This is a genomic window from Microbacterium sp. NPDC056044 (assembly GCF_042267145.1).
GTDB lineage: Bacteria > Actinomycetota > Actinomycetes > Actinomycetales > Microbacteriaceae > Microbacterium.
In genome coordinates, this window is the sequence record NZ_JBHJWZ010000010.1 from 1 (window position 1) to 19,991 (window position 19,991).

Here is a 19,991-nt window from a genome sequence, read left to right on the forward strand (position 1 = left end):
TCCTTGAACAGCTCCACTTCACACCCGGGAGGCCTTCGCCTGTCAGCACCTCAAAGACGAATCCCCGAAACAACGTCCCTGGACATCACATCTAGACACGATCTGGATACGCGATGCACGCAGGCACCCGGGGTGAGCGACACCCTTTAGAGGCACTCCCCTACACGTACCTACACACCCGAAAAATACCTGGCCAATGGGCAAAACAGTCCATATCCTAGCGACATGCGAGGGGGCCTCGAACGATGGAAGCGAGGTGTCGAGTCCCGAGGGGTTCGACAAGCGATCTCGTACGCGCTCGAGGGCACCTGCGATGCCCACCTGCAGGCCTCCCCCGGCGTTGACGCGCTCGAAGCGTACAGTGCCGGATCCGATTCGACCGTCTCGCGGTTCATCGTGGCGAACGGCGTCATCACCTCGGACGAGCTCACCGCGGGCGGCATTCGCGTCTGGCTCACCGGACACGACCCCGTCACCGGGGAAGAGCGCGGCCATCAGCGGGTGAGCCCCGACGCCGACCTGCTGCTCGACGGCACGCTCAACCACCCGAAGTCGTACAGCATCGCTGCCCTGCTGCATCCCGAACTCGCCGTCGAATTCGAAGCGCTCCAGGACCGACTGCGTGAGCGCATCCTGCTCACATGGCAGACGGAGCTGAACGCGCGGCGCGGGCACGGAGGGCTCATCCGCGAGGAGATCACCCGCATCGAGGTCGTTGAGCTGCAGCATCGCCGCTCGCGCGCGCTTGACCCGCACATCCACCGTCACCTCTGGCTGAACATCAAGGTGCTGGGCGCGGACGGCAAGTGGTCGAACCTCGACTCGCGCGTCGCGATGAAACTCCACACCGTCGTCAACGCCGAGGGCGAGCTCGCCGCCCGCACGGATCCCGCCTGGATCGCCGCGCTCGCACGGCACGGTTACACGCTCGACGAGACTGGCGAGATCGCCGAACTCGCCGGCGCCGTCCGACCCGTCTCACGTCGGTCGGCGCAAATCGAAGGCAACCGCGCGCGTCTGATCGCGGAGTGGTCGGCGGCGCACGGAGGATCTGCGCCGAGCGTGGAGGTGCTGCAGCAGATCGATCGCCGCGCGTGGGCGGTGTCGCGTCCGAACAAGCCGACCGATCTCGATGAGGCGGCTTGGGAGGCCCTAGTCCGCGACGAGATCGCAGCAATCGATCCGAGCCTGACCACCCTGCGCGCCGCCGTTCCAGTTGCTGGGACAGACCCGCATGCCGTCGACCTCGATCTGCTCGCTGCACAGGCGGTCGTCGACGCGGACGAACGGTCCACATCATCCGGCGGGAGGTTCAGCGGCTTCGACATCCGCGCCGGCGCAATACGCGCGCTCTCGCGCACGGGCATCGTTGCGGAGCGCGACCGGCTCGACGGTGTGATCGCCGAGATCGCGGAGCGCGCCACGCGTTCCGTCTACCGGCTCGTCGCGGATGATCCGCCGGCTCACGTGAAGGCGTTCATGGCGACCGAGACCGTGCGCGCCAAGGTGCGTCTCGCCGGCCGCCTGGACGTGCTCGCCCGACCCGGGCGCTCCCTGCTGCCGGGCGAGTTGCACCGGCTCGCACCGCACGCGGATCTGTCGGTGCTGGACGCGTCGCAAAGCGGTGCCGCCTGCGCCATCGCCGGCACGGACGGCCTCGTGACGGCGACCGGCCCCGCCGGCACGGGCAAGACCACGATGCTGCGCGCGGCGTTCGCGGCGCTCACGTCGCAACGCCGGCGCATGCTCGTCGTTGCCCCCACGCGGAAGGCGGCGTCGGTGGCGTCTCGCGAGGTCGGGGCCGCGGCATCCAGTATTCATGCCCTGCTTTCGGACCACGGCTATCGATGGGGCACCGACGAGGCCGGCGCGACACTGTGGACCAGGCTTCGAGTGGGAGAAGTCGATTCCAGCACGGGCGCCGTCTACGGCGGACCAACCCAGTGCGTGTTGCGTTCTCGGGATCGGATCGTCGTCGACGAAGCCGGCATGGTCGATCTGCAGACGGCGAACGTTCTCGTCGAGCTCGCGATCGAGCGGGGTGTCGGGCTAGCGTTCGTGGGCGACACGCATCAGGCGTTGCCGGTCGGGCATGCGGGTGCGATGGGTTCCGCGATCCGGCACGCGAACGCTGCGGTCGAGCTCGACACGGTGCACCGCTTCCGCGATCCCGACTACGCGGCGCTGACACTGCGGCTCCGGGATGCGGGTGATCGCGAGGGTGCGCTGGTGGTTGCGGGCGAGCTTGCCGAACACGGTCACGTCGACCGGGTCGACCATCACGACGCGGCGCGTGAGCGGATGATCGACGCGTACTTCGACTGGCACGCACGCGGCAAGCGGGTGACGCTGGTATCTGGCACGAATGCCGAGGCGGATGCAATCAACGACGCCATCCAGCAGCGGCGAGTCGATCAGGGCGAGCTCGACGTCCGCGTCGCCGCGTGGGGAATCGGGCAGCAGCGCATCCTTGTCGGCGACGCCGTCCAGACCCGTCGCAACGACCGGCTCACGAGAGTTGAGAATCGCGCGCAGTGGATCGTGCGCGGGATCCGCGAGTCGTCCGTCGACCTTGTCTCCGTGAGCGACAGCGGCGAGGTGAGGCGGGTGTCCACCGAGTACGCGCGCGAGCACCTGCAGCTCGCCTACGCGTCCACGGTGCACGGCGTGCAGGGCGACACCGCCGACGCGTCGGTTGTCGGGCCGGATGTCGACGCAGCGGGACTCTACGTCGGCCTCACGCGCGGGCGGGTGCACAACGTCGCGATCGTCGTCGCGCGGACGGATGCCGCGGCCCGCGAGTGCCTCGCCGAGTCGATGCAGCGCGGCACTACGGAGTTGACCATGCAGGACGCTGTGCGCGCGGCCGAGGCAGAGTTGCGTCGTGCGGCGCAGAACCGGGAGGCGGCGATGGCTACGGGGCCGGTGGTTGGGGGGCCGAGTTCGGGGCGCGGGATCGGGATGTAGAGCTCGCCTGCTGCGATGGCGGTCCCATTCGTTCGGCCGCACTCCTTGTCTGGCTTTCGCAATGTCAAGTGCCGCAAGAATATGCTTGGCCTCCGGCGAGACGGCGCGCTTCGCCCACTCGATGTGCTCACCGGACGGGAGATCCTCCCCGAGACCACACGGGAAGGGCCGCGGTCGCGGTTGGCAGGATCAAGGCACCTCGATGCCCTTGACTCCTACGCATCGGTGATTCGCCGGATGTCGGCACCCCTGATCCGAAGACATTGTTGCCTCTCGCATCGTCGCCGCACCGGCCGGCGAACGCTGCGATCGAGCTCGACATGGTGCGCCGGTTCCGCGATACGACTACCCGGCGTGCACGCTGGTGGTCAGCGCGCCGATGCGGGGTGCGGAGTGGGAACAGACGCCCGTTTGGCGGGCACTTAGCGAGAGAGCACCCCGGTGGCCTATTCGGGCATTTCATCGGGGCCTCAGCCTCGCTCGTAGGATCGCCTCTGTCGACGACAGCCTCGCCTGCTCCTTTGCAGGACCGGCATTCGCACGACACCGATACCCGACCGCTGCATTCCGGGTTCGCTGAGAGCGACGAAGCCCTAGCCTCCCTGCCTAGGAGCGCCGGCGAGCATGATCGTTCCCCAGTCCGGGGTCGCGTCGGGCGCGCGTCCGACTACAACGCCGTCTCGACTGCGTAGACGCTGAGCCCGGGAGGTGGTGGTCATTGCTCCGGTTTTCCCATCACATCCTCTCCGAAGAGTGAGGGCAGGCCGGTGACGACGCCTTCGACGAGAAAGTCGATGCGGTTCGGCCCAAGGGTAGCTGCGTATCCAGGTACGCCGCCGACGGGATCTCGGTATCCCTCCCACATCGCGTACAGAAACCCCCGTAGGTGTCGCCCACGAACGGCCCCGTCGTCCTCGGGTACGGGTCGACGATGATCATCTTCCGGTTCGCGTCGAGCGATGCCCACCTGCGGATCGCTCCTACGATGTGCTCGTCGGCGAAGCCGAACCCGGCGGCGACGATCACGTCAGCCTGCTCGAGCCAGTCGGCGAACTGACGCATGAGGGCGGGAAAGGGACCGTGGGGTGTCAGCTTCACCTGGCCGCCGAAGATCAGAGTCGAGTCGACTCGGTTGTTCGGCGCGGGTTCGTCAACAGCGCTCATCTCGTACAAGCCGATGTTCGGTACGCCCCCGCCGCCCCCGTCGAGCGGCTTCGACGGCCGCCAGGTGAACGAACCGTGGATCTTCAACAGGCGTACGGCATCGTCGGCAAATCTCCAGCGGAACCCGCCATCCCACTCCTCGGCTCCGGTCGACACCCGAACGCCGTGCGCGCGGCCGGCGCTTTCCACGAGCGTGTCGTAATTCAGCGTCGCGATACCGAGGAGATCTTCCTGGAGCAGTGGGAGAAAGTGGTCGAGCGGTGCGCCCTCCGATGCCGCGGAGAGGAGGTGAAGCGCGTCTCGCTCGATGAAGTGGAGAAGCATTCCCGCGTCCTCCCTGAGTCCGGCCCCGCCTCGTCCGCGTAAAAGTCGAAACGAAGGAAACCCTCGACCCAGTGACAGTCGGATCCGTCTCCTGGTAAGACAGTGTGCCGACGGCATCGTAGACGTCCTCGATGTTGCCTACCTCGCCGATCCGCTCGACCGTCGGACGAATCGCTCGCCATAGCTTGTCGACCGAGCGGTCCCCTGCGAACGACTCGTCCCGCCGCGCGATGACCTCCTGAACGAGCTCGGCGGAGGTGGGCAGGTTCGGCTTCGAAGCGCCGGCACCGAGAAGGACCAGCACGCGGCCATCAGCTGACGAGATCCAGGAATGCACGGAAGCAGCATTGCACCGCGAGCGAAGGCCACGGCCTGTGATCGAGAAGATGCACCTCAGTAGGACCGGCGGACAATGCCATGTCTTCGTTCGAGCAGTGCTATCTGCTGACGGCAGAGAGTGGTTGACGGGGGGGTGATCCGGAGTCCCGAACTAATAACCCGTCGGCCTAGGCGCTCGAGAGGCCCTCAGCTTCGACTGGGGGCCTTCTCGCTCGGTGCGGGCGGCGCGGGATAGTCGGAGATTGACGACAGGAACGCTCCCGAGACGAAGTACGGATTGTCCGCGTTGCCGGTGATCTCGATGAGTATCGCGTCGTCGTCGCATTCGACCACTGAGTACGTGTCGCCCTCCCGGAACTCGAGCCCTTGCTCGTCGGTGCCCGCGGCCTGAACGCTGAAGGTCTGGCCGACAGTCGGGCAGGGATCACGGCGGGCGCGACGCGTCTTGACGGCCTTCGTGATGGCCTTTGCGCTCTGTTGACCGCCCACTGTGAGCAGAGATCCGACCGCGAGCGTGCCGCCGACGAGGAGAGTCAGGGCCTTCTTCGGTCCCCCGAGCGTCTTGATCAGCTTCGTGATGTCCTGGTACATACCGAGATTCCCCATGCCAGCGACTCTAGTGTCGCCTGCTCTCGGGCCCGACGCGGCTGCTGCTCCCGCTACGGTCGAAACATGTCGCTGACCAGGCATCTCAAGGACGTCGACTCCCCGGTGCACGAGTTCGTCTACGCGAGTGCGCCTCAGCTCGCAACCGCGGGTACGCGCGGCGCTATCGGCAAGGCGAACGCCACGAGATTCGACTTCGACGCGCTCACCGAACTGGAGACCCAGATCCCCATCCCTGCGGAGGTGAAGCCGTCGCAGCGCAAGAGCCACGCCGTCGTGGCGGGCATGGCGCTCGACTACCGACTCCGGATGGACCTGCCGGGCTTCGACGTCGGCGAGACCACCGCTTGGAAAGGACTGGAGCGCCTGCAGGCGAATCCCGACGTCATCCACCGCGGCAAGCACATCGCGGCGCTCCTCCTGGACGCACTCAACTTCGGCTACCTCACCCTCAAGGAGAAGGACCCGCATCCGCTGAGTCTGGCTCGACTCTCGATCCCGTTCGCCTGGTGCGAGGCTGTCTACCGCGCCGGCCCGGTGACCGCCCTGACGAACGAGCTGGGTCGTCGGATCAAACGAGCGAAGGACGCGGTCGAGCTGGTGATGGGCATCGACGAGGAACTGCTGTTCGACGTAGCCCGCATGCACAAGCCGCTCGCGCCGCTCCTGGCGGAGTGGAAGCAAGCGGCCGACGAGGGCTACGCGTACACGCCCAACCCCACGTTCATGGGAAGTCATGCCGTGGGCGGAGCGGATGCCGATCTCGTCATCGGCGATCTGCTCATCGAAATCAAGACGCGCGAGCAGATCACTAACCCCTGGATCAGAGACACGCTGTTCCAACTGCTCGGGTACGCGCTGCTCGACGTCGACGACGCTCACGGCATCAGGCGACTGGGGATCCTGCTTCCCCGGCAGCCGTATGTCGCGATCTGGACCCTGGACGAACTGCTGGGCACGGACGCGGAGAGGGTGCTGCCGCAGCTGCGAGACGAGTTCGCGGGTCTCCTCGCACAGATGCTGGCCGACCGTCTCGGTGTGGACCTCGACGCTGTCGAGGACGACGACGACCTCGCGGACGAGAGCGCCTGAGAGAATCTCGCAATGATCGGCGATTCGGTTCCGTGGAGGGACGAGCTCCTCAAATCGGCGGTGAGACTCCGGCGGTGGAGCACTCAGAAGCACTGGACCGAGCGGACGTACTTCCTCGCCGAGCGCGACATCATGATGGGCGCCTATTCGATCCGCCGCCTCATCGACTCGGCCAAGTCGTCCTCGCTGCTGCCGGGCAAGCGCACCCCCACGGTGCGCTATCCGATTGTCGGACGGAAGCCGATGGTGCTGGATCGATTCGATCCGGAGCGGTTCTACGACCTCCAGAGGCCGACGAAGTCGGAACTGGAAGTCGGACGGCTGTGCAACCAGATCATCCACAGCTTCGTGTTCCAGATCTTCCTCGAGGAGGATTCGACGACCAGCGTGGTCTTCGTCTCGGACCTCGACCGCGGAAAGCACCTGCACGGTATCCGGTTCGATGTCCTCGCGGACCTCTTCGACTACGTCGGACGGGAAGACATCATCGACTACTCCGGCGCCATGATCGGGGGCGAGCAGAGGATCGTGAACACCTCGAACCACGACGTCGTCGAGAGTGGGCGGGCGCGCTATATCGACGACCACCGTGTAGTCACAGAGTGGATCTACGAGGAAATACCACCGTTCGACGAGGCCGTGCTCGAGATGGTGGGGCGGAGAATGGCCGAGATAACAGAACAGCGCGAGCGGGAATCCGAAGGCGCTGACTGACACGGCTGCGATCTCCGCCCACGAAACGATGCGAGGAACGCGCTATCGCGTCCGGTATACGATGAGCGACCCTTGACAGAGCGAGGTATTCGCCACGAACCCAGCCTTGCGCGACCCGTCGGTAGTACCTTGCTCCGACCACGCGAGTGGCACGGTTCATCTCGAGGGCGGTGAATCACCATCGATTCTGTCGAGGACAACTAGACAGGTTGCAGCGACCGATTGCATGTCCAGCACCCACTCGTACTCGTCTCGCCAGTCCGGTCCGTGATGATGCGCCACTGCAATCGTCGGATCCACCGAGTCGAGCATCAAGAGCACGCTCGCCCAGCCCAGATGGCGGTGGCGTTCGTGGAAGTACTCCGCCTTTCCTCGGTTATCTGCCCAAGACATTCCGAACTCCTGGCCGGGTACGGCTGCTCGATAGAGGGTCGGTAGGCTGATCGGCCTCTCCGCGGGAGCGAGGTTGTCGATGAAGCCGACCTGGTCAAACATCTCCGCCCATGTCGACGAATCGAGGGAAAGATTTGGGTACTCATCTTTGAGCCACGAATCCATCAGGGCGAATGCCAGCAAAGAATCCTGACCGATGAAGTGCCCGTCACGAAACGCCTCGGCCAGGATGCCGGGAATCATCCTTCGGTCAGGCTCGTTTGCCGTGTACAGCGCAATCACTGCTCGCCAGGCCGACTCCAGACGGACCCGATCTTTCGACAGCACAGTCGCTAGCTGCTCTGCACTGCCGCCCGAACCAGCTGATCTATGCCCTGGGATGTTCTTGGTGCGAGATGACTGGTCGCTACGCCGTCGGGACTGTAGAAGCGATAGTGGTCCCCGAAGACTCCGATCGTTCCCACAAGCTCGCCCTCGCGACGGACTTCTCGCGTCGAAGGATCTTGAAGCGGTTCACTTACGAAATAGATCTCTCCGTCGACATCAACTTGCGTCATGACGGGATGCTACTTGAACGGCGCGGGGCTCGGTCCGATCTGCGATCCGGAAGCCGGGCCGAACCAGCAATCTTCAGTGTGTCAATAGCGCGCTGTCGGTCGACGTGCGCACGATGACGTGTCCCCAGACTTATCCCGACATCGGCGTGGTCAGCGACCGGATGCGGGGAGCGTGGCTCTGCGCAAGCGTCGCCCCCACTATGTGCGTGCGCGGATCGGGATCAATGGCGTCGGCGGTCTTTCGACGCAAAGCTCCATCAATCCACAACCGCGTGAACTGCGCGCAAAGCGGCGAGCAGATCAGGTCGCGCATCCTGAAGCCCATGCTCGATGCTCTTGTAGATCACGTCCGCTTCGTCGGCGTGGTCAAGGTAGAAGGTCGACCAGTTGCTGCACTTCGGACAGGCCCGCCCCACGAGGGAGGGACGCAACAGCGTGTATGAATTCGTGACGCCTCGGTCCCACCGGCGGGCGAGCGCCCTCAGAAGTGACCTCTATTGTGGTCCCCAGCATGGTTCGGGGCGGTCCCCTGCCAGCGACTGACGCGCGAACGCCGCGATTGATCAGCGCGCATGGTGGCATGCGGCTCCCAAGATGACTGCCCGGTCGCTGTGCAGCGAGAAAACGGGGATGTCGCGGGCCACCTCGTGACGACGTCGTCCAAGGTCTGAACAGGCTCTGGGCGTGGTTACGTCCGCGAGTTAGATCGCAGATTCAACTCAGGGGTGCCGCCGCCGCTAGCCTGAGGATATGACCGAGCCAGCGGAAAGTGACGTCGTCGATGAGATCCCGGACGAGTCGCCGGAGGACGAGATCCGCGACGACGACTCGCTGTCAACGAGTGACCTCGCCGATCTCGTCCTATACACGCTCGATTGGAGCGTGCAATCGCTGCTCGAGCGGATCGGCACAACCTTCGATATTGCACCAACCTTTCAGAGAAGAGACGCCTGGTCGATTGATCGGAAGAGCCTCTATATAGAGTCCCTACTCCTCGGTCTGCCAGTGCCGCAGATCGTGCTAGCCGAGGACAAGGAGCGAAAGGGTCGGTTCATTGTCCTGGACGGTAAGCAACGACTGGTGACACTGAAACAGTTCGCGTCACCCGATGAGTCATTTCGGCCGTTCCGGCTGAAGAATCTTGAGTTTGCAACCGAGTTGGAGGGACTCTCCTTCGACGACATCGCGACTTCGCTCCTCCATCAGGCGCAAACAGAGAACTTCCTGGCTCAGCCTGTCCGGACAATCGTCGTCCGAAACTGGAAGAACCCCGCTGTGCTGTACCAGGTCTTCCTTCGGCTGAATCAGGGCAGCCTCTCCTTGTCCCCGCAGGAGTTGCGACAAGCTCTATATCCGAGCGATTTCACAAAATGGATCAACGTTCGGTCGGCGGCCAGCCGCGAAATTCAGCGCGCCCGCCGAATCAAGCGGGAGGATTTCCGCATGCGAGACGCGGAGATGCTGCTCCGGTACACAGCCTTCTTCGAAAACATTGAGGGCTATCGTGGCAACCTCCGCGGGTTTCTCGACGAGGCTTGCGTTTCCGGGGCCCGCCGATGGGCCGATGATGGCGAGGCGTACTTCGAGACTGTGGCCGATCGGTGCGAGATGGCAATCAGGCGCACCTTCGATGCATTCACAGAAAAGGACTCGTTCCTTCGCTACGAACACGACGGTTACATTCGTCGGTTCAACATCGCCGTCTTCGACATGATGACCGCTGTTCTGGGCGACGTGACCCTGGCTGACGCAGACTTCGCTGCTCATACGAGCGAAATTCGTGAGGCCTATGAGTCCCTATGCATCGAAGATCGCATGTTCAACGAAAGTCTTGTAACGACTACGAAGACCAGGGAGGCGACTGGCGGTCGGATCATCGCCTTCGGCTCAGAAGTAGCGCGAATTGTCGGGCACGACCTCGAGATTGTGGATCGGGCACGAACGATGCTTCGTGCGGAGTGAGCCGGCCGCATGCCCTCGCCCCTGCTCGTCTCGTTCGAACAGCGACTCGCCGACCTAGAGTCGAATTTCATAGTTCGGCGGACTGACTACAACCTGTACTCTCCAGCCGATTTTCTCGATGCTCTCGCCTATCGGCTACTAGCAAGCGCCGCTCTCGAGCACTATGTGGAACAGCGTTGCCTTGAGATCGGCGCGTCAGGAGCTGATCGATTGGCGCGCAGCCAGCCGTCATCAACCGGGCGCTCGCTTGTCATCTGGGCGCGATTCCAGGATCGCCGACAGCCTCGTCCCGTGCACATCCACGAGCTTGACGCGATTAGCGATCTTGGTGAGGGAGCTACTTCTTACGCGCTCTACGTCAGCCATGTCAGAAGGAACCATGGCATCAGCGGTAACGACTTGCGCGCGCTTGCCCTTCCGCTCGGCATTCGCGAGAGCCAGTTGCCTGTCATTCTCACCACCTTGCTGGATGACCTAGCCGACAAGCGAAACCCTGCCTCCCATACGGTTGTCCGGAGCCGATCCGAACCAGAGTCGGAGGTCAAGCTGCTCAACCAGATCCTCACGCCGCTTCGCCAGCTTGACGACGACCTCCAGACTGTGTGCGACTCGTTTCCTACCTTCGGCATCTAGCTTCTCGTTGCGATCGGGGACGGCTGCGCAAGGACGTGTTTGAGACGTGTCTCGTTGCTGGTGGTGAATTGGCTGTTCGACATGACCCCCGCTGCGTGGAGTGGACCGCGCGTGACGCACGCATCTGAGGTTGAGAGGGAGAGCGACAATCGGTGGACATCTCGGCCTGCCATGCTGGTCGCGTGCCGCATTCGAACGATCTCCTTGCCGTCCTGATCGACGCTGACAACGTCTCCTCCGCACGGATCGGAGCGGTGCTCGCCGAGATCACGAAGTACGGCACGGCATCCGTCAAGCGTGTCTACGGCGATTGGACCAAGCCGAATCTGCGCGGGTGGAAGGACCCCTCGAGCGAGCATGTCATCCAGCCGATGCAGCAGTTCGACAACACGATCGGCAAGAACGCCACAGACAGCGCACTCATCATCGACGCGATGGACCTGCTGTACACGCGTCGCTTTCAGGGCTTCTGCATCGTGTCGTCCGACGGCGACTTCACCCGTCTCGCCTCCCGCATCCGCGAAGACGGGGTAACGGTCTTCGGCTTCGGCGAGCGGAAGACGCCCGAGGCGTTCCGCAATGCCTGCGATCGGTTCACCTACCTGGACGTGCTCGAGCCGACTGATACGGATGCCGCAGCTACGGCCGCCCCGCTGAAAGCGAGAGTGCCATCCGTCCAGCTACGCAGCGACACGAAGCTCCTATCCAACCTCCGTGCGAGTGTGGCGGCGGCGTCGGACGAGGAAGGTTGGGCAAACCTGAGTGCCGTCGGTTCGCTCATGAGGATGAAGCACCCCGACTTCGACTCGCGCAATTGGGGCTACGCCAAGCTGTCCGACCTGGTTCGGGAGATCGGTCTCTTCACCGTCGCAGCGAATCCCACAGGTGGCGTGCGCGTGAAGAACGGCGCGAAGTAGCCGCTCGACGCCCTGGCTCGGATCCAGACGGGCCGCGCTCGACGGCAACCATGGCCGACGCCGACCTCGCGGATGCGGAATCGTCTGACCCGAGGCGGTCAGGCGTCGACGCCGAAAGCGCGCAGGAGCGGAACGCGGGGGATCATCCGCCGTTGGCCCAGCTGGACCGTGGGGATAGTCCCGCTCTCTATCCCCAGCTTAATGGTGCGGTAGTCGACGCCGACGAGCTTCGCGGCATCCTTCATCGTCAGGGCTAGCGAATTCGGCGATGAGTTCATGACTTTCTCCTTCGCTGGATGGTAGATGTCATCACTTGCTCACGCACTGTACACCCGTGAATGCTCGATGTCATCACTTGCTCGCGTCTGCTGGAACTGCGAAACTCGCACCATGCCTGAACTCTCGATCGAACTGATCGACGACGAGATCCTCGACGCCGGCGACGGCATTCACATTCCACGCTCGTGGGTCGCCGTCGTGACCGGCCTTCCTGACATTCCGGGCGCCGTACGCGCGCACGTCGTGTACGACCCGACACTGCGGCGAGCGGCGGCTGAGTCGATTCGAGTGGATCGGAGCGGCCAGGGCGATGAGGTGACCACCACGCTGCTGCGCGACCTCCGAGTGCAGGCCATCGTCAAGTGGACCGCGGCGCGCGTTGTCCGCATCGACGGTGATCTCTCCGAGCCGGAGACCTACGGACAGTACCTGGCGCGACTGCGGGCGGACGAGTCGCGCTCCGAGGAACAGAACCTGCGCGAGGCGGTCAGGCTCTACCGGCTCGCCTCGGTCATCAACGACGGTCCACTCAAGCTCGTCTCGGAACAGCTCGGCGTCAGCGTCAGCACTGCGACACGCATGATGAATCGGGCCCGCATCGCCGGCCTCGTCGACGAGGCCACCGGTCGCGAGGTGCTCGTACAGGCTCGCGAGCAGCAGCTCCGCGAGCAGTTCACCGGACCCGCGGTCAGGCCAGGTCCATCGGGTCCCTCGATCGGTCGCTGACACCATCGGGATCCGTTAGACCGCATTTGAGCACTTTGCAAAGCAGGACGCGCTTCCGCGAGCATAGCGCCCAAAATTGCGCGCTCCAGCTAGCTGCCAATACCGGCTTGCCCGCATTCAGTTCTGAGGTGAGCCTGAGATCCGCTCCAGCACTAGCAAGTCCTGCCCGCATTTTGGCCGCATCTCATTCGTCGCTGGCTGTTTTCGGACGTCGTCGGATGTCGCAGTGCACCCGGAAACCCGCATAATTCCGCGGAAGTTGTCGTTCGACGCCGCTATGCAAAATGCTCAAAACGTGTTCGAGTCCCTCCAGGGGCATCTCTTCTTCTCATCCCTTCACGCCTCCCGTGCTGATGCCGTGGACGATCCGGCCCGCGCAACGAAGAACACGATGGTTCGCCGCTCCGCCGGACCGTGACGGGCACAACGCGATCTGCGTCAACCCGATGGGCGGAATCGGCGACAGCCGGTTGACTGTTCGCGATGAACAGTCCTGACCCCCAAGACCTGACCATCCGCGACATCCGTGAACCGGATGCCGGCGAGGTGCTCACGCTGCAGCGCGCCGCATTCGTGCAGGAGGCGCTGATCTACGACAGCGTCCGCATGCCACCCCTCACGCAGAGCCTCGACGAGCTCAGGGCGGAGCTCGCCGTCAATCTCGGGCAGGTCGCGTTGCAGGGCTCGCGGCTCGTTGGCGCTGTGCGCGCTCGACGCGAATCGGATCTGCTGCTCATCGGCCGGCTCGCGATCGCCCCCGACCTCCAAGGGCTCGGGATCGGCTCGCGGCTGCTGGCCGCCGTCGAGGACCGCGGACGACGTGCGGGATGCCGGGAAGCGGAGCTCTTCACGGGATCGCTCAGCGAGGCGAACCTGCGCCTCTACCAGAGCCTCGGGTACCGCGAGACGCAGCGCGTCGACGGCGATGACGGCATCCAGCAGGTCTTCCTCCGCAAGCCGCTGTAGGCCCGTCACCAGTCCGCGATGACTCCCGCGCGGATAATGTCGGCTCTGAGCGCATCTTCGAAGTCATCGGCCTGATCGCGCAGGGACTCGTCGTGGTCATCAAAAGTCCGTCCCGGTGAAACGACCGATCTGCCCATCTCATGACCTCCAAGTTCACGGTGGAACAACCTTCGCTGAAGAGGTCACTCGACCGCCGAGGGTTGACAGCTGCTCGCTTGCTGTGGTTCGCGCGCAAGGAACACGCACGCACGCACCGCCGCGCTACCGCGCAGCGAGAAGCGCGTCCATCTCGGTCTGCGGCATGGGTCGCGCGAACAGGTAGCCCTGTCCGCGGTCGCATCCCATCGTGGTGACCTTCTCGAGCTGCTCCGCGGTCTCGATGCCCTCCGCCACGACGCGGATGCCGGCGTCGTGGGCGACGGCGATCGCCGCGGCCATCACTTGCCCCGCCGCCGGGGAATCGTCGGCGACCAGCGCGCGGTCGATCTTCAGCTCGGTGGCGTGCAGCCGCTTCAACTGGGTGAGCGACGCCTGCCCGGTGCCGTAATCGTCGATCGCGATGCCGAGCCCCAATGCCCGGAGGCGATCAAGGCGGCCGACGACCGCTGACACGTTGCCGATGCGGCGCCCCTCGGTGATCTCGAGGGTGAGTCGCCGCGCGGGATGCGTGACGCGCTCCACGAGGCGTGCCAACCAGGTGCTGAACGCCGAGTCCTGCAGCTGCAGGGGTGACACGTTCACCGAGACGTCGATGCGCCACTTCGCCATCACGGCGAGCGCCTGCGTGGCCATGTAGCGTCCGATCTCGCCGATCATGCCGTCTTCCTCGGCGATCGGGATGAACTCGTTGGGGCCGATGAGACCCCACTCGCGGTGATTCCACCGGCAGAGGGCCTCGACCGCGACCACCCGGTTGCTCCTCAGATCGATCTGGGGCTGGAACCAGGCGGCGATCTCCGAGCGCTCGAGCGCATGCGTCAGCGCTCTCGACATCTCACTTCTGACAGCCATCACTTCTCGCTCTGGTACTGGCCGGTCACGCCGGCCCGCGCCTCCCCATGTCGGCAATCATCGCACCCGGCGCGTTGTCGCCCGGGATCTTGACGCCTTCGGCGTTGTCGAGTAGCCGGCGCGCGGGCATCCCCACGCTCGGATGACGGCGCCTCCCCTCGGCCGAGTCGGCCGCGAAGTGGTGCACTGTCGCCGGTTCGTGAGAGGTTCGGTGACATGCTGCACGACGATGACCGCGACCTGATGCGGGCCGTTTCCGACTATCTTCGGCGCGTCAACGAGTTGTCCGCACGGGAGACGATCCCCTCGCGCACCCCGCTCGGCGACCTCATCGGCGAGCATCTCGAGACCGATGCCGAACGCGTCTCGGTGGTGCAGGAGCAGATCGCCGACCACCGTCTCGTCGATGCCGACATCGCACTGGACGCGCTGTCGGCAGACGGCGACGGCCGGCTCATCGGCGTCACCGGCGGTGAGCAGCGGCACCACCACGGGTTGTCGGAGTACGTGAGCAACGGGCACATCCGCTACGACGTCGGCCCGGTCGACTACGCCGAGCGTGCCACCGGCCCGAACTCGAGCACACGCGTCGTGTCGCTCGGCGTCCGCCTGCTGCACTTCGAGGGTTCGCCGATTGCCCTGGCTCAGCGCGCGGCCGCGCAGCAGTACGGCCGCCAGAGCGCCCTGGTGGAGGTCATGGCCACTGACGCTGCCGTGGTCACACGATTCCTCGAGGCGCTGCGGCGCACGATGGTGGAGCGCAGCGTGCTCCGCGGCCAGGTGCTCTCGTTCCAGCACAGCGAGTACGGGCGTGAAGCGGGCGCCACCTTCGTGGCACGCCCCGCGGTCGACGCTGACGACATCGTGCTGCCTGACGGCGTGCTCGATGAGATCGTCCAGCACGTGGTGACGATCGGCACCCATCGCGAGGTTCTGCTCAGCGCCGGCCAGCACCTGAAACGCGGCGTGCTCCTGTACGGGCCGCCCGGAACGGGCAAGACCCTCACCGTCCGGCACCTGCTCACCGCGACACCCGAGACGACGGCCGTGGTTCTCACCGGGTCGAGCATCCGGTTCGTGAGCGCGGCCGCCGAGATCGCCCGCACGTTCCAGCCGGCGATCGTCATCCTCGAAGACATCGACCTCGTCGCGATGGAACGGCACTCCTCGCCTCAGCCGCTGCTGTTCGAAGTGCTCGACGCGCTGGACGGCCTCGACGGCGACGCCGATGTGGCGTTCGTCATGACCACGAACCGCGTCGAAGTGCTCGAGCGGGCACTCGCCGAGCGCCCTGGCCGCGTGGACCTCGCTGTCGAGGTGCCGCTCCCCGCGCTCGACGAGCGGCGGCGCCTGTTCCGTCGCTACGCCCACGATCTGCCGTACAGCGACGCCGCGCTGGATGCCGCGGCCGAGCGGGCAGACGGCACGACGGGGTCGTTCGCGAAGGAACTGATGCGCCGCACGGTGCTGCGAGCCGCCCGCGCCGACCGTGAGCCGCAGGACGACGACCTCACGGCCGAGCTCGACCGGCTGATGGATGCGCGCGAGCAGCTCACCCGCTCGATGCTCGGGTCCCCCGCCGACGGGCGCGCCCCGACGAACGGCGAGCACGTCGCGAGCTTCGGCTGGTTCGCCGGCTCCTGACCGTCGCTCGCGCACCCCGACAACCCGATCGTCGCGTCACGTGCTGTGATGGACGGGTGACCACGCCCGACAACGCGATCTCGCTCACCATCATCGGCACCCCCGACTTCGGCAGCGAGGTGCTGAAGTCGCTCTACCGCATCACGGGACGCTCCACCGTCGAACTGCGTCGCGCGATCCGCGCCGGCGAGCCCGTGTACACCGCGGCGCTGTTCGGCAACGACCACATTCAGGTGGTCCCCCGTCTCGAGAAGACAGCCGCCTATCTCGACGGCCTCGGAGTTCCGTTCGCCGTGCACGAGTGGGTCGACGGCGAGCGCGAGCAGATTCCGGTCGAGGTGATGCGGCAGATCATCGAGTCCGCTGAGGGCGAATATCGCTGACGCCCGCACGCATCGCTCGTTGTCCTGCGCGTGGCACGAAGCGCGAACGCGCCGACCCGCTAGGGTGACATCAGGCCGGGTCCCGCACCGTTCGGCTGTGTCGCTCAAGCATCCCCAGTGCCGAGCCCTCTCCCCAGAAGGGCGTGCGACCACCCGCGGGCAGGCCGAGGTCCCTCGGACGCTACAGGCTCTAGCTGCAACGTCCGAGGGATCATTCTTTGTGCGGGGAGCAGAGGGGAAGTCAGCGACCGAGCCCCAGAGATCCCCGGTCCGGGCGCCCGCGTGGCGATCGTCTCCCAGGGTCACGCGAGCTGCCCGTGGCCTCACCATAGCGGGCTCACGCTGCAGCGAACAGCGTCGGCGATCGCATGATTCTGATGACGGATGCTGCGGCCCGCAGCGTCCGTCTCCCTTCCCGTGTTCTCGTGGTCAGGCCAGCCGCATCGTCGCCTGCGGCCCGGCGGCGAGCGCGGCGGCGGTGCGCACGATCGTCTGCTGCATCACCTCGACCGCGCGGGTCGGAGCCATGTCGGTCACCCGCGCGACGCTGATGGTGCGGGTCAGTGTCGGGTCCGAGAGACGCACTGACCGCAGCCCGCTGCGCTCGATCAGCACCATCGCGGGCACGATCGCGACGCCGATCCCCCGCTCGACGAACCGCAGCACGGCGTCCATCTCGGCGCCCTCGATGACCGTGTGCGGGGTCAGCCCCGCGGCCGCGAACGCGGCGCCCGTCGTGGCGCGCAGGTCGTAGGTCGAGCTGAAGACGACCTGCGGCAGCGCGGCGACGTCGCCGAGGCCGATGCTCTCCTGCGTCGTGAGCGGCGGTGCGCTGCTCGAGGAGATGACGACGAGCTCCTCGACGAGGAGCGGCGTGACGGTGAGCCGCTCGGCGGCCGCCGCGTCCGACGTCGTGATCAGTGCGAGGTCCAGCTCCCCGCCCGCCAGATCGTCGAGCAGACCGCGCGAACCGCTCTCTGTGATGTGCAGCTCGATCCCGGGATGGGCGGCGTGGAAGACGCTCAGCACTTCGGCGACGAGGCTGACGCACAGCGTCGGGGTCGCGCCGAGGCGGACGCGCCCGCGCTGAAGACCGGCGAGCTCGTCGATCTCGCGGCGGACGGATGCGGCGTCAGCCAGCATGCGCCGGGCGAGAGGCAGCAGCGCCTCGCCCGCGACGGTCAGCGTGCTACCCGCGCGAGCGCGGTGGAAGAGCTCGGCGCCCAAGCTCTGCTCGAGCGTCGAGATCTGGCGGCTCAGCGAGGGCTGGGCGAGGTGGAGATGCTCGGCGGCGCGCGTGAAGTTGCCCAGCTGAGCGACGGTGACGAAGGCTCGCAACTGCTCGAGATTCACATGAATAGCTTACCGCTATCGATTTGACCAGGATTATGCATTGGAGTAATGGAAAAGAACTGCCTAGCGTGTCTGACGTGATCCCTGCAGAACGCCAGCTCTCCACCACCGTCCTCGTGATCGGCACCGGCGGTTCCGGTCTTCGCGCGGCCATCGAACTCGCCGAAGCCGGCGTCGACGTGGTCGCCCTGGGCAAGCGACCGAAGTCCGACGCCCACACCTCTCTCGCGGCCGGCGGCATCAACGCCGCCCTCGGCACCATGGATGCCGACGACAGCTGGCAGCAGCACGCCGCCGACACGCTGAAGGAGAGCTACCTCCTCGCCAACCCGCACACCGTCGAGATCGTCACGTCGGGCGCCGCGCGCGGGATCGACGACCTCGAGCGGTACGGCATGCCGTTCGCCCGCGAGGACGACGGCCGCATCTCGCAGCGCTTCTTCGGCGCGCACACGTACCGTCGCACCGCGTTCGCCGGCGACTATACGGGGCTCGAGATCCAGCGCACGCTGATCAACCGCGCCGCGCAGCTGCAGGTGCCGATCCTCGACACCGTGTACGTGACGCGCATCCTCGTCAACGACGACGGCGCAGTCTTCGGCGCCTACGGGTTCGACCTCGAGGACGGCACGCGCTACCTGATCCACGCCGATGCCGTCATCCTCGCCGCCGGCGGCCACAACCGCATCTGGCGGCGCACGTCGTCGCGGCGCGACGAGAACACGGGCGACTCGTTCCGCCTCGCGGTGGAGGCGGGGGGCCGCCTGCGCGATCCGGAGCTCGTGCAGTTCCACCCGAGCGGGATCATCGAGCCCGAGAACGCGGCCGGCACCCTCATCTCGGAGGCGGCGCGCGGCGAGGGCGGGATCCTCCGCAACGGGCTCGGCGAGCGCTTCATGCACAAGTACGACCCCGAGCGCCTCGAGCTGTCCACACGCGATCGCGTCGCCCTCGCCTGCTACACCGAGATCAAGGAGGGCCGCGGCACGCCGAACGGCGGCGTCTGGCTGGACGTCTCGCACCTGCCCCGCGAGACGATCATGACCCGCCTCCCCCGGGTGTACCAGACGATGCTCGAGCTGCAGATGCTCGACATCACCAAGGAGCCGATCGAGATCGCGCCGACCGCGCACTACTCGATGGGCGGCGTCTGGGTGCGCTCGTCGGACCACTCGACCGACGTGCCCGGGCTCTACGCGATCGGCGAGGCGTCGTCGGGGCTCCACGGCGCCAACCGGCTCGGCGGAAACTCGCTCATCGAGCTCCTGGTGTTCGGCCGTATCGTCGGGCAGGCCGCCGCCGCGTACTCGGCGGCGCTGCCCGCGCAGACCCGCTCGGCGGCGTCGGTTGCGACCGCTCGCGCGGAGATCGACGGTCTGCTCGCGGCATCCGGAACCGAGAACGTCCGCGCCCTCCAGCGTGCGATCCGCGACACGATGACCGAGCACGCCGGCGTGGTGCGCGACGAGCAGGGACTGCGCGCCGGCCTCGCCGAGCTCGACGCCATCGAGGCACGGATGGCCGATATCGGCGTGCACCCCGACATCGCGGGGTATCACGACCTCGCGCACGCGTTCGACCTGAAGTCGGCGGCCCTCGCCGCGCGGGCGACCCTCGAAGCGGCGCTGGAGCGGCGCGAGACCCGCGGCTGCCACAACCGGAGCGACTACCCCGACATCGACCCCGCGCTGCAGGTCAACCTGGTGTGGTCCCCCTCGACCGGCGTCGTGCGCGAGCAGATCCCGCCCATCCCCGCCGAGATCGCCGCGCTCATGCGCGAGGTGTCGGTCGCCGGAAAGCTGGTCGAGTAGGCCGGAGCGATCCCCCCGGGGCGATCCCGGACGGGCCGGATGCGCCCGTCCGGGGTCTAGCTGTGATGTCCAGGCAGGTTGTTGAGTCTGCTGAAGGGTGCGGCTCCGATTGCGGAGTGTCGCCTGTGGTGATTGTAGAAGTGGATCCAG

The 19,991-nt window shown here is 65.9% G+C and carries 18 protein-coding genes; 11 read left to right on the forward strand and 7 right to left on the reverse strand.

The window, feature by feature from the left end; all coding sequences use genetic code 11:
* The first annotated feature begins 225 nt into the window (after positions 1-225).
* A complete protein-coding gene (locus ACFC1I_RS20935) occupies positions 226-2,967 on the forward strand; it encodes an AAA family ATPase (RefSeq protein ID WP_376014056.1) in 2,742 nt (913 codons plus the stop codon).
* Between the two features lie 735 nt (positions 2,968-3,702).
* Here ACFC1I_RS20935 and ACFC1I_RS20940 read toward each other — a convergent pair.
* The gene (locus tag ACFC1I_RS20940; protein ID WP_376014059.1) at positions 3,703-4,455 is read right to left on the reverse strand and encodes an SIR2 family protein; all 753 of its coding nucleotides are present in this window, start codon (positions 4,453-4,455) and stop codon (positions 3,703-3,705) included.
* Positions 4,456-4,980: 525 nt separating this feature from the next.
* Entirely contained in the window at positions 4,981-5,385 is a 405-nt protein-coding gene (locus ACFC1I_RS20945) for a hypothetical protein (protein WP_376014062.1), read from the reverse strand.
* Positions 5,386-5,466: 81 nt separating this feature from the next.
* On the opposite strand from ACFC1I_RS20945, the gene ACFC1I_RS20950 reads away from it, so the two are divergent.
* Both ACFC1I_RS20950 and ACFC1I_RS20955 read left to right on the forward strand, forming a co-directional pair.
* Entirely contained in the window at positions 5,467-6,492 is a 1,026-nt protein-coding gene (locus ACFC1I_RS20950; protein ID WP_376014065.1) for a hypothetical protein, read from the forward strand.
* Between the two features lie 12 nt (positions 6,493-6,504).
* Positions 6,505-7,206: a hypothetical protein gene (locus tag ACFC1I_RS20955; RefSeq protein ID WP_376014068.1), complete on the forward strand. Its 702-nt coding sequence runs from the start codon at positions 6,505-6,507 to the stop codon at positions 7,204-7,206.
* 156 nt (positions 7,207-7,362) lie between these two features.
* Here the strand turns inward: ACFC1I_RS20955 and ACFC1I_RS20960 are convergent, their stop codons facing one another.
* Positions 7,363-7,842 (reverse strand): hypothetical protein, encoded by a 480-nt coding sequence (locus tag ACFC1I_RS20960; protein ID WP_376014070.1) that lies wholly within the window; start codon positions 7,840-7,842, stop codon positions 7,363-7,365.
* Between the two features lie 444 nt (positions 7,843-8,286).
* On the reverse strand, positions 8,287-8,469 hold the full coding sequence (locus ACFC1I_RS20965; protein ID WP_376014072.1) for a hypothetical protein: 183 nt from the start codon (positions 8,467-8,469) through the stop codon (positions 8,287-8,289).
* A 437-nt stretch (positions 8,470-8,906) separates the two neighbouring features.
* Between ACFC1I_RS20965 and ACFC1I_RS20970 the strand changes: the two genes are divergently transcribed.
* From ACFC1I_RS20970 to ACFC1I_RS20980, 3 genes are all read left to right on the forward strand, one after another.
* On the forward strand, positions 8,907-10,118 hold the full coding sequence (locus tag ACFC1I_RS20970) for a DUF262 domain-containing protein (RefSeq protein ID WP_376014074.1): 1,212 nt from the start codon (positions 8,907-8,909) through the stop codon (positions 10,116-10,118).
* A gap of 9 nt (positions 10,119-10,127) precedes the next feature.
* Positions 10,128-10,751: a hypothetical protein gene (locus ACFC1I_RS20975; protein WP_376014077.1), complete on the forward strand. Its 624-nt coding sequence runs from the start codon at positions 10,128-10,130 to the stop codon at positions 10,749-10,751.
* Positions 10,752-10,903: 152 nt separating this feature from the next.
* Positions 10,904-11,668: an NYN domain-containing protein gene (locus ACFC1I_RS20980; RefSeq protein WP_376014079.1), complete on the forward strand. Its 765-nt coding sequence runs from the start codon at positions 10,904-10,906 to the stop codon at positions 11,666-11,668.
* A gap of 98 nt (positions 11,669-11,766) precedes the next feature.
* Here the strand turns inward: ACFC1I_RS20980 and ACFC1I_RS20985 are convergent, their stop codons facing one another.
* The gene (locus tag ACFC1I_RS20985) at positions 11,767-11,946 is read right to left on the reverse strand and encodes a helix-turn-helix domain-containing protein (protein ID WP_376014082.1); all 180 of its coding nucleotides are present in this window, start codon (positions 11,944-11,946) and stop codon (positions 11,767-11,769) included.
* A 112-nt stretch (positions 11,947-12,058) separates the two neighbouring features.
* Between ACFC1I_RS20985 and ACFC1I_RS20990 the strand changes: the two genes are divergently transcribed.
* Both ACFC1I_RS20990 and ACFC1I_RS20995 read left to right on the forward strand, forming a co-directional pair.
* Entirely contained in the window at positions 12,059-12,673 is a 615-nt protein-coding gene (locus ACFC1I_RS20990; RefSeq protein WP_376014085.1) for a hypothetical protein, read from the forward strand.
* A gap of 483 nt (positions 12,674-13,156) precedes the next feature.
* Positions 13,157-13,639, forward strand: coding sequence for a GNAT family N-acetyltransferase (locus ACFC1I_RS20995; RefSeq protein WP_376014087.1), 483 nt, complete (start codon positions 13,157-13,159; stop codon positions 13,637-13,639).
* A gap of 261 nt (positions 13,640-13,900) precedes the next feature.
* Here the strand turns inward: ACFC1I_RS20995 and ACFC1I_RS21000 are convergent, their stop codons facing one another.
* Positions 13,901-14,650: an EAL domain-containing protein gene (locus tag ACFC1I_RS21000; protein ID WP_376014089.1), complete on the reverse strand. Its 750-nt coding sequence runs from the start codon at positions 14,648-14,650 to the stop codon at positions 13,901-13,903.
* A 216-nt stretch (positions 14,651-14,866) separates the two neighbouring features.
* On the opposite strand from ACFC1I_RS21000, the gene ACFC1I_RS21005 reads away from it, so the two are divergent.
* A complete protein-coding gene (locus ACFC1I_RS21005; protein WP_376014092.1) occupies positions 14,867-16,294 on the forward strand; it encodes an AAA family ATPase in 1,428 nt (475 codons plus the stop codon).
* Positions 16,295-16,350: 56 nt separating this feature from the next.
* On the forward strand, positions 16,351-16,677 hold the full coding sequence (locus ACFC1I_RS21010) for a hypothetical protein (protein WP_376014094.1): 327 nt from the start codon (positions 16,351-16,353) through the stop codon (positions 16,675-16,677).
* Between the two features lie 429 nt (positions 16,678-17,106).
* Here ACFC1I_RS21010 and ACFC1I_RS21015 read toward each other — a convergent pair whose 3' ends face one another.
* Positions 17,107-18,030, reverse strand: coding sequence for a LysR family transcriptional regulator (locus ACFC1I_RS21015; RefSeq protein WP_376014095.1), 924 nt, complete (start codon positions 18,028-18,030; stop codon positions 17,107-17,109).
* 77 nt (positions 18,031-18,107) lie between these two features.
* On the opposite strand from ACFC1I_RS21015, the gene ACFC1I_RS21020 reads away from it, so the two are divergent.
* Positions 18,108-19,841 carry an L-aspartate oxidase gene (locus ACFC1I_RS21020; protein ID WP_376014098.1) on the forward strand — a complete coding sequence of 578 codons (1,734 nt, stop codon included), beginning with the start codon at positions 18,108-18,110 and terminating at the stop codon, positions 19,839-19,841.
* The last annotated feature ends 150 nt before the right edge of the window (positions 19,842-19,991 follow it).

Bases quoted from the DNA above. Each gene is read 5' to 3' on its own strand.
- ACFC1I_RS20935 (WP_376014056.1), top strand. From the start codon at position 226: ATGCGAGGGGGCCTCGAACGATGGAAGCGAGGTGTCGAGTCCCGAGGG.
- ACFC1I_RS20940 (WP_376014059.1), bottom strand. From the start codon at position 4,455: ATGCTTCTCCACTTCATCGAGCGAGACGCGCTTCACCTCCTCTCCGCG.
- ACFC1I_RS20965 (WP_376014072.1), bottom strand. From the start codon at position 8,469: ATGCGCGACCTGATCTGCTCGCCGCTTTGCGCGCAGTTCACGCGGTTG.
- ACFC1I_RS20945 (WP_376014062.1), bottom strand. From the start codon at position 5,385: ATGTACCAGGACATCACGAAGCTGATCAAGACGCTCGGGGGACCGAAG.
- ACFC1I_RS21005 (WP_376014092.1), top strand. From the start codon at position 14,867: ATGCTGCACGACGATGACCGCGACCTGATGCGGGCCGTTTCCGACTAT.
- ACFC1I_RS20955 (WP_376014068.1), top strand. From the start codon at position 6,505: ATGATCGGCGATTCGGTTCCGTGGAGGGACGAGCTCCTCAAATCGGCG.
- ACFC1I_RS20990 (WP_376014085.1), top strand. From the start codon at position 12,059: ATGCCTGAACTCTCGATCGAACTGATCGACGACGAGATCCTCGACGCC.
- ACFC1I_RS20960 (WP_376014070.1), bottom strand. From the start codon at position 7,842: ATGATTCCCGGCATCCTGGCCGAGGCGTTTCGTGACGGGCACTTCATC.
- ACFC1I_RS20995 (WP_376014087.1), top strand. From the start codon at position 13,157: ATGAACAGTCCTGACCCCCAAGACCTGACCATCCGCGACATCCGTGAA.
- ACFC1I_RS20985 (WP_376014082.1), bottom strand. From the start codon at position 11,946: ATGAACTCATCGCCGAATTCGCTAGCCCTGACGATGAAGGATGCCGCG.
- ACFC1I_RS20975 (WP_376014077.1), top strand. From the start codon at position 10,128: ATGCCCTCGCCCCTGCTCGTCTCGTTCGAACAGCGACTCGCCGACCTA.
- ACFC1I_RS20970 (WP_376014074.1), top strand. From the start codon at position 8,907: ATGACCGAGCCAGCGGAAAGTGACGTCGTCGATGAGATCCCGGACGAG.
- ACFC1I_RS21000 (WP_376014089.1), bottom strand. From the start codon at position 14,650: ATGGCTGTCAGAAGTGAGATGTCGAGAGCGCTGACGCATGCGCTCGAG.
- ACFC1I_RS20950 (WP_376014065.1), top strand. From the start codon at position 5,467: ATGTCGCTGACCAGGCATCTCAAGGACGTCGACTCCCCGGTGCACGAG.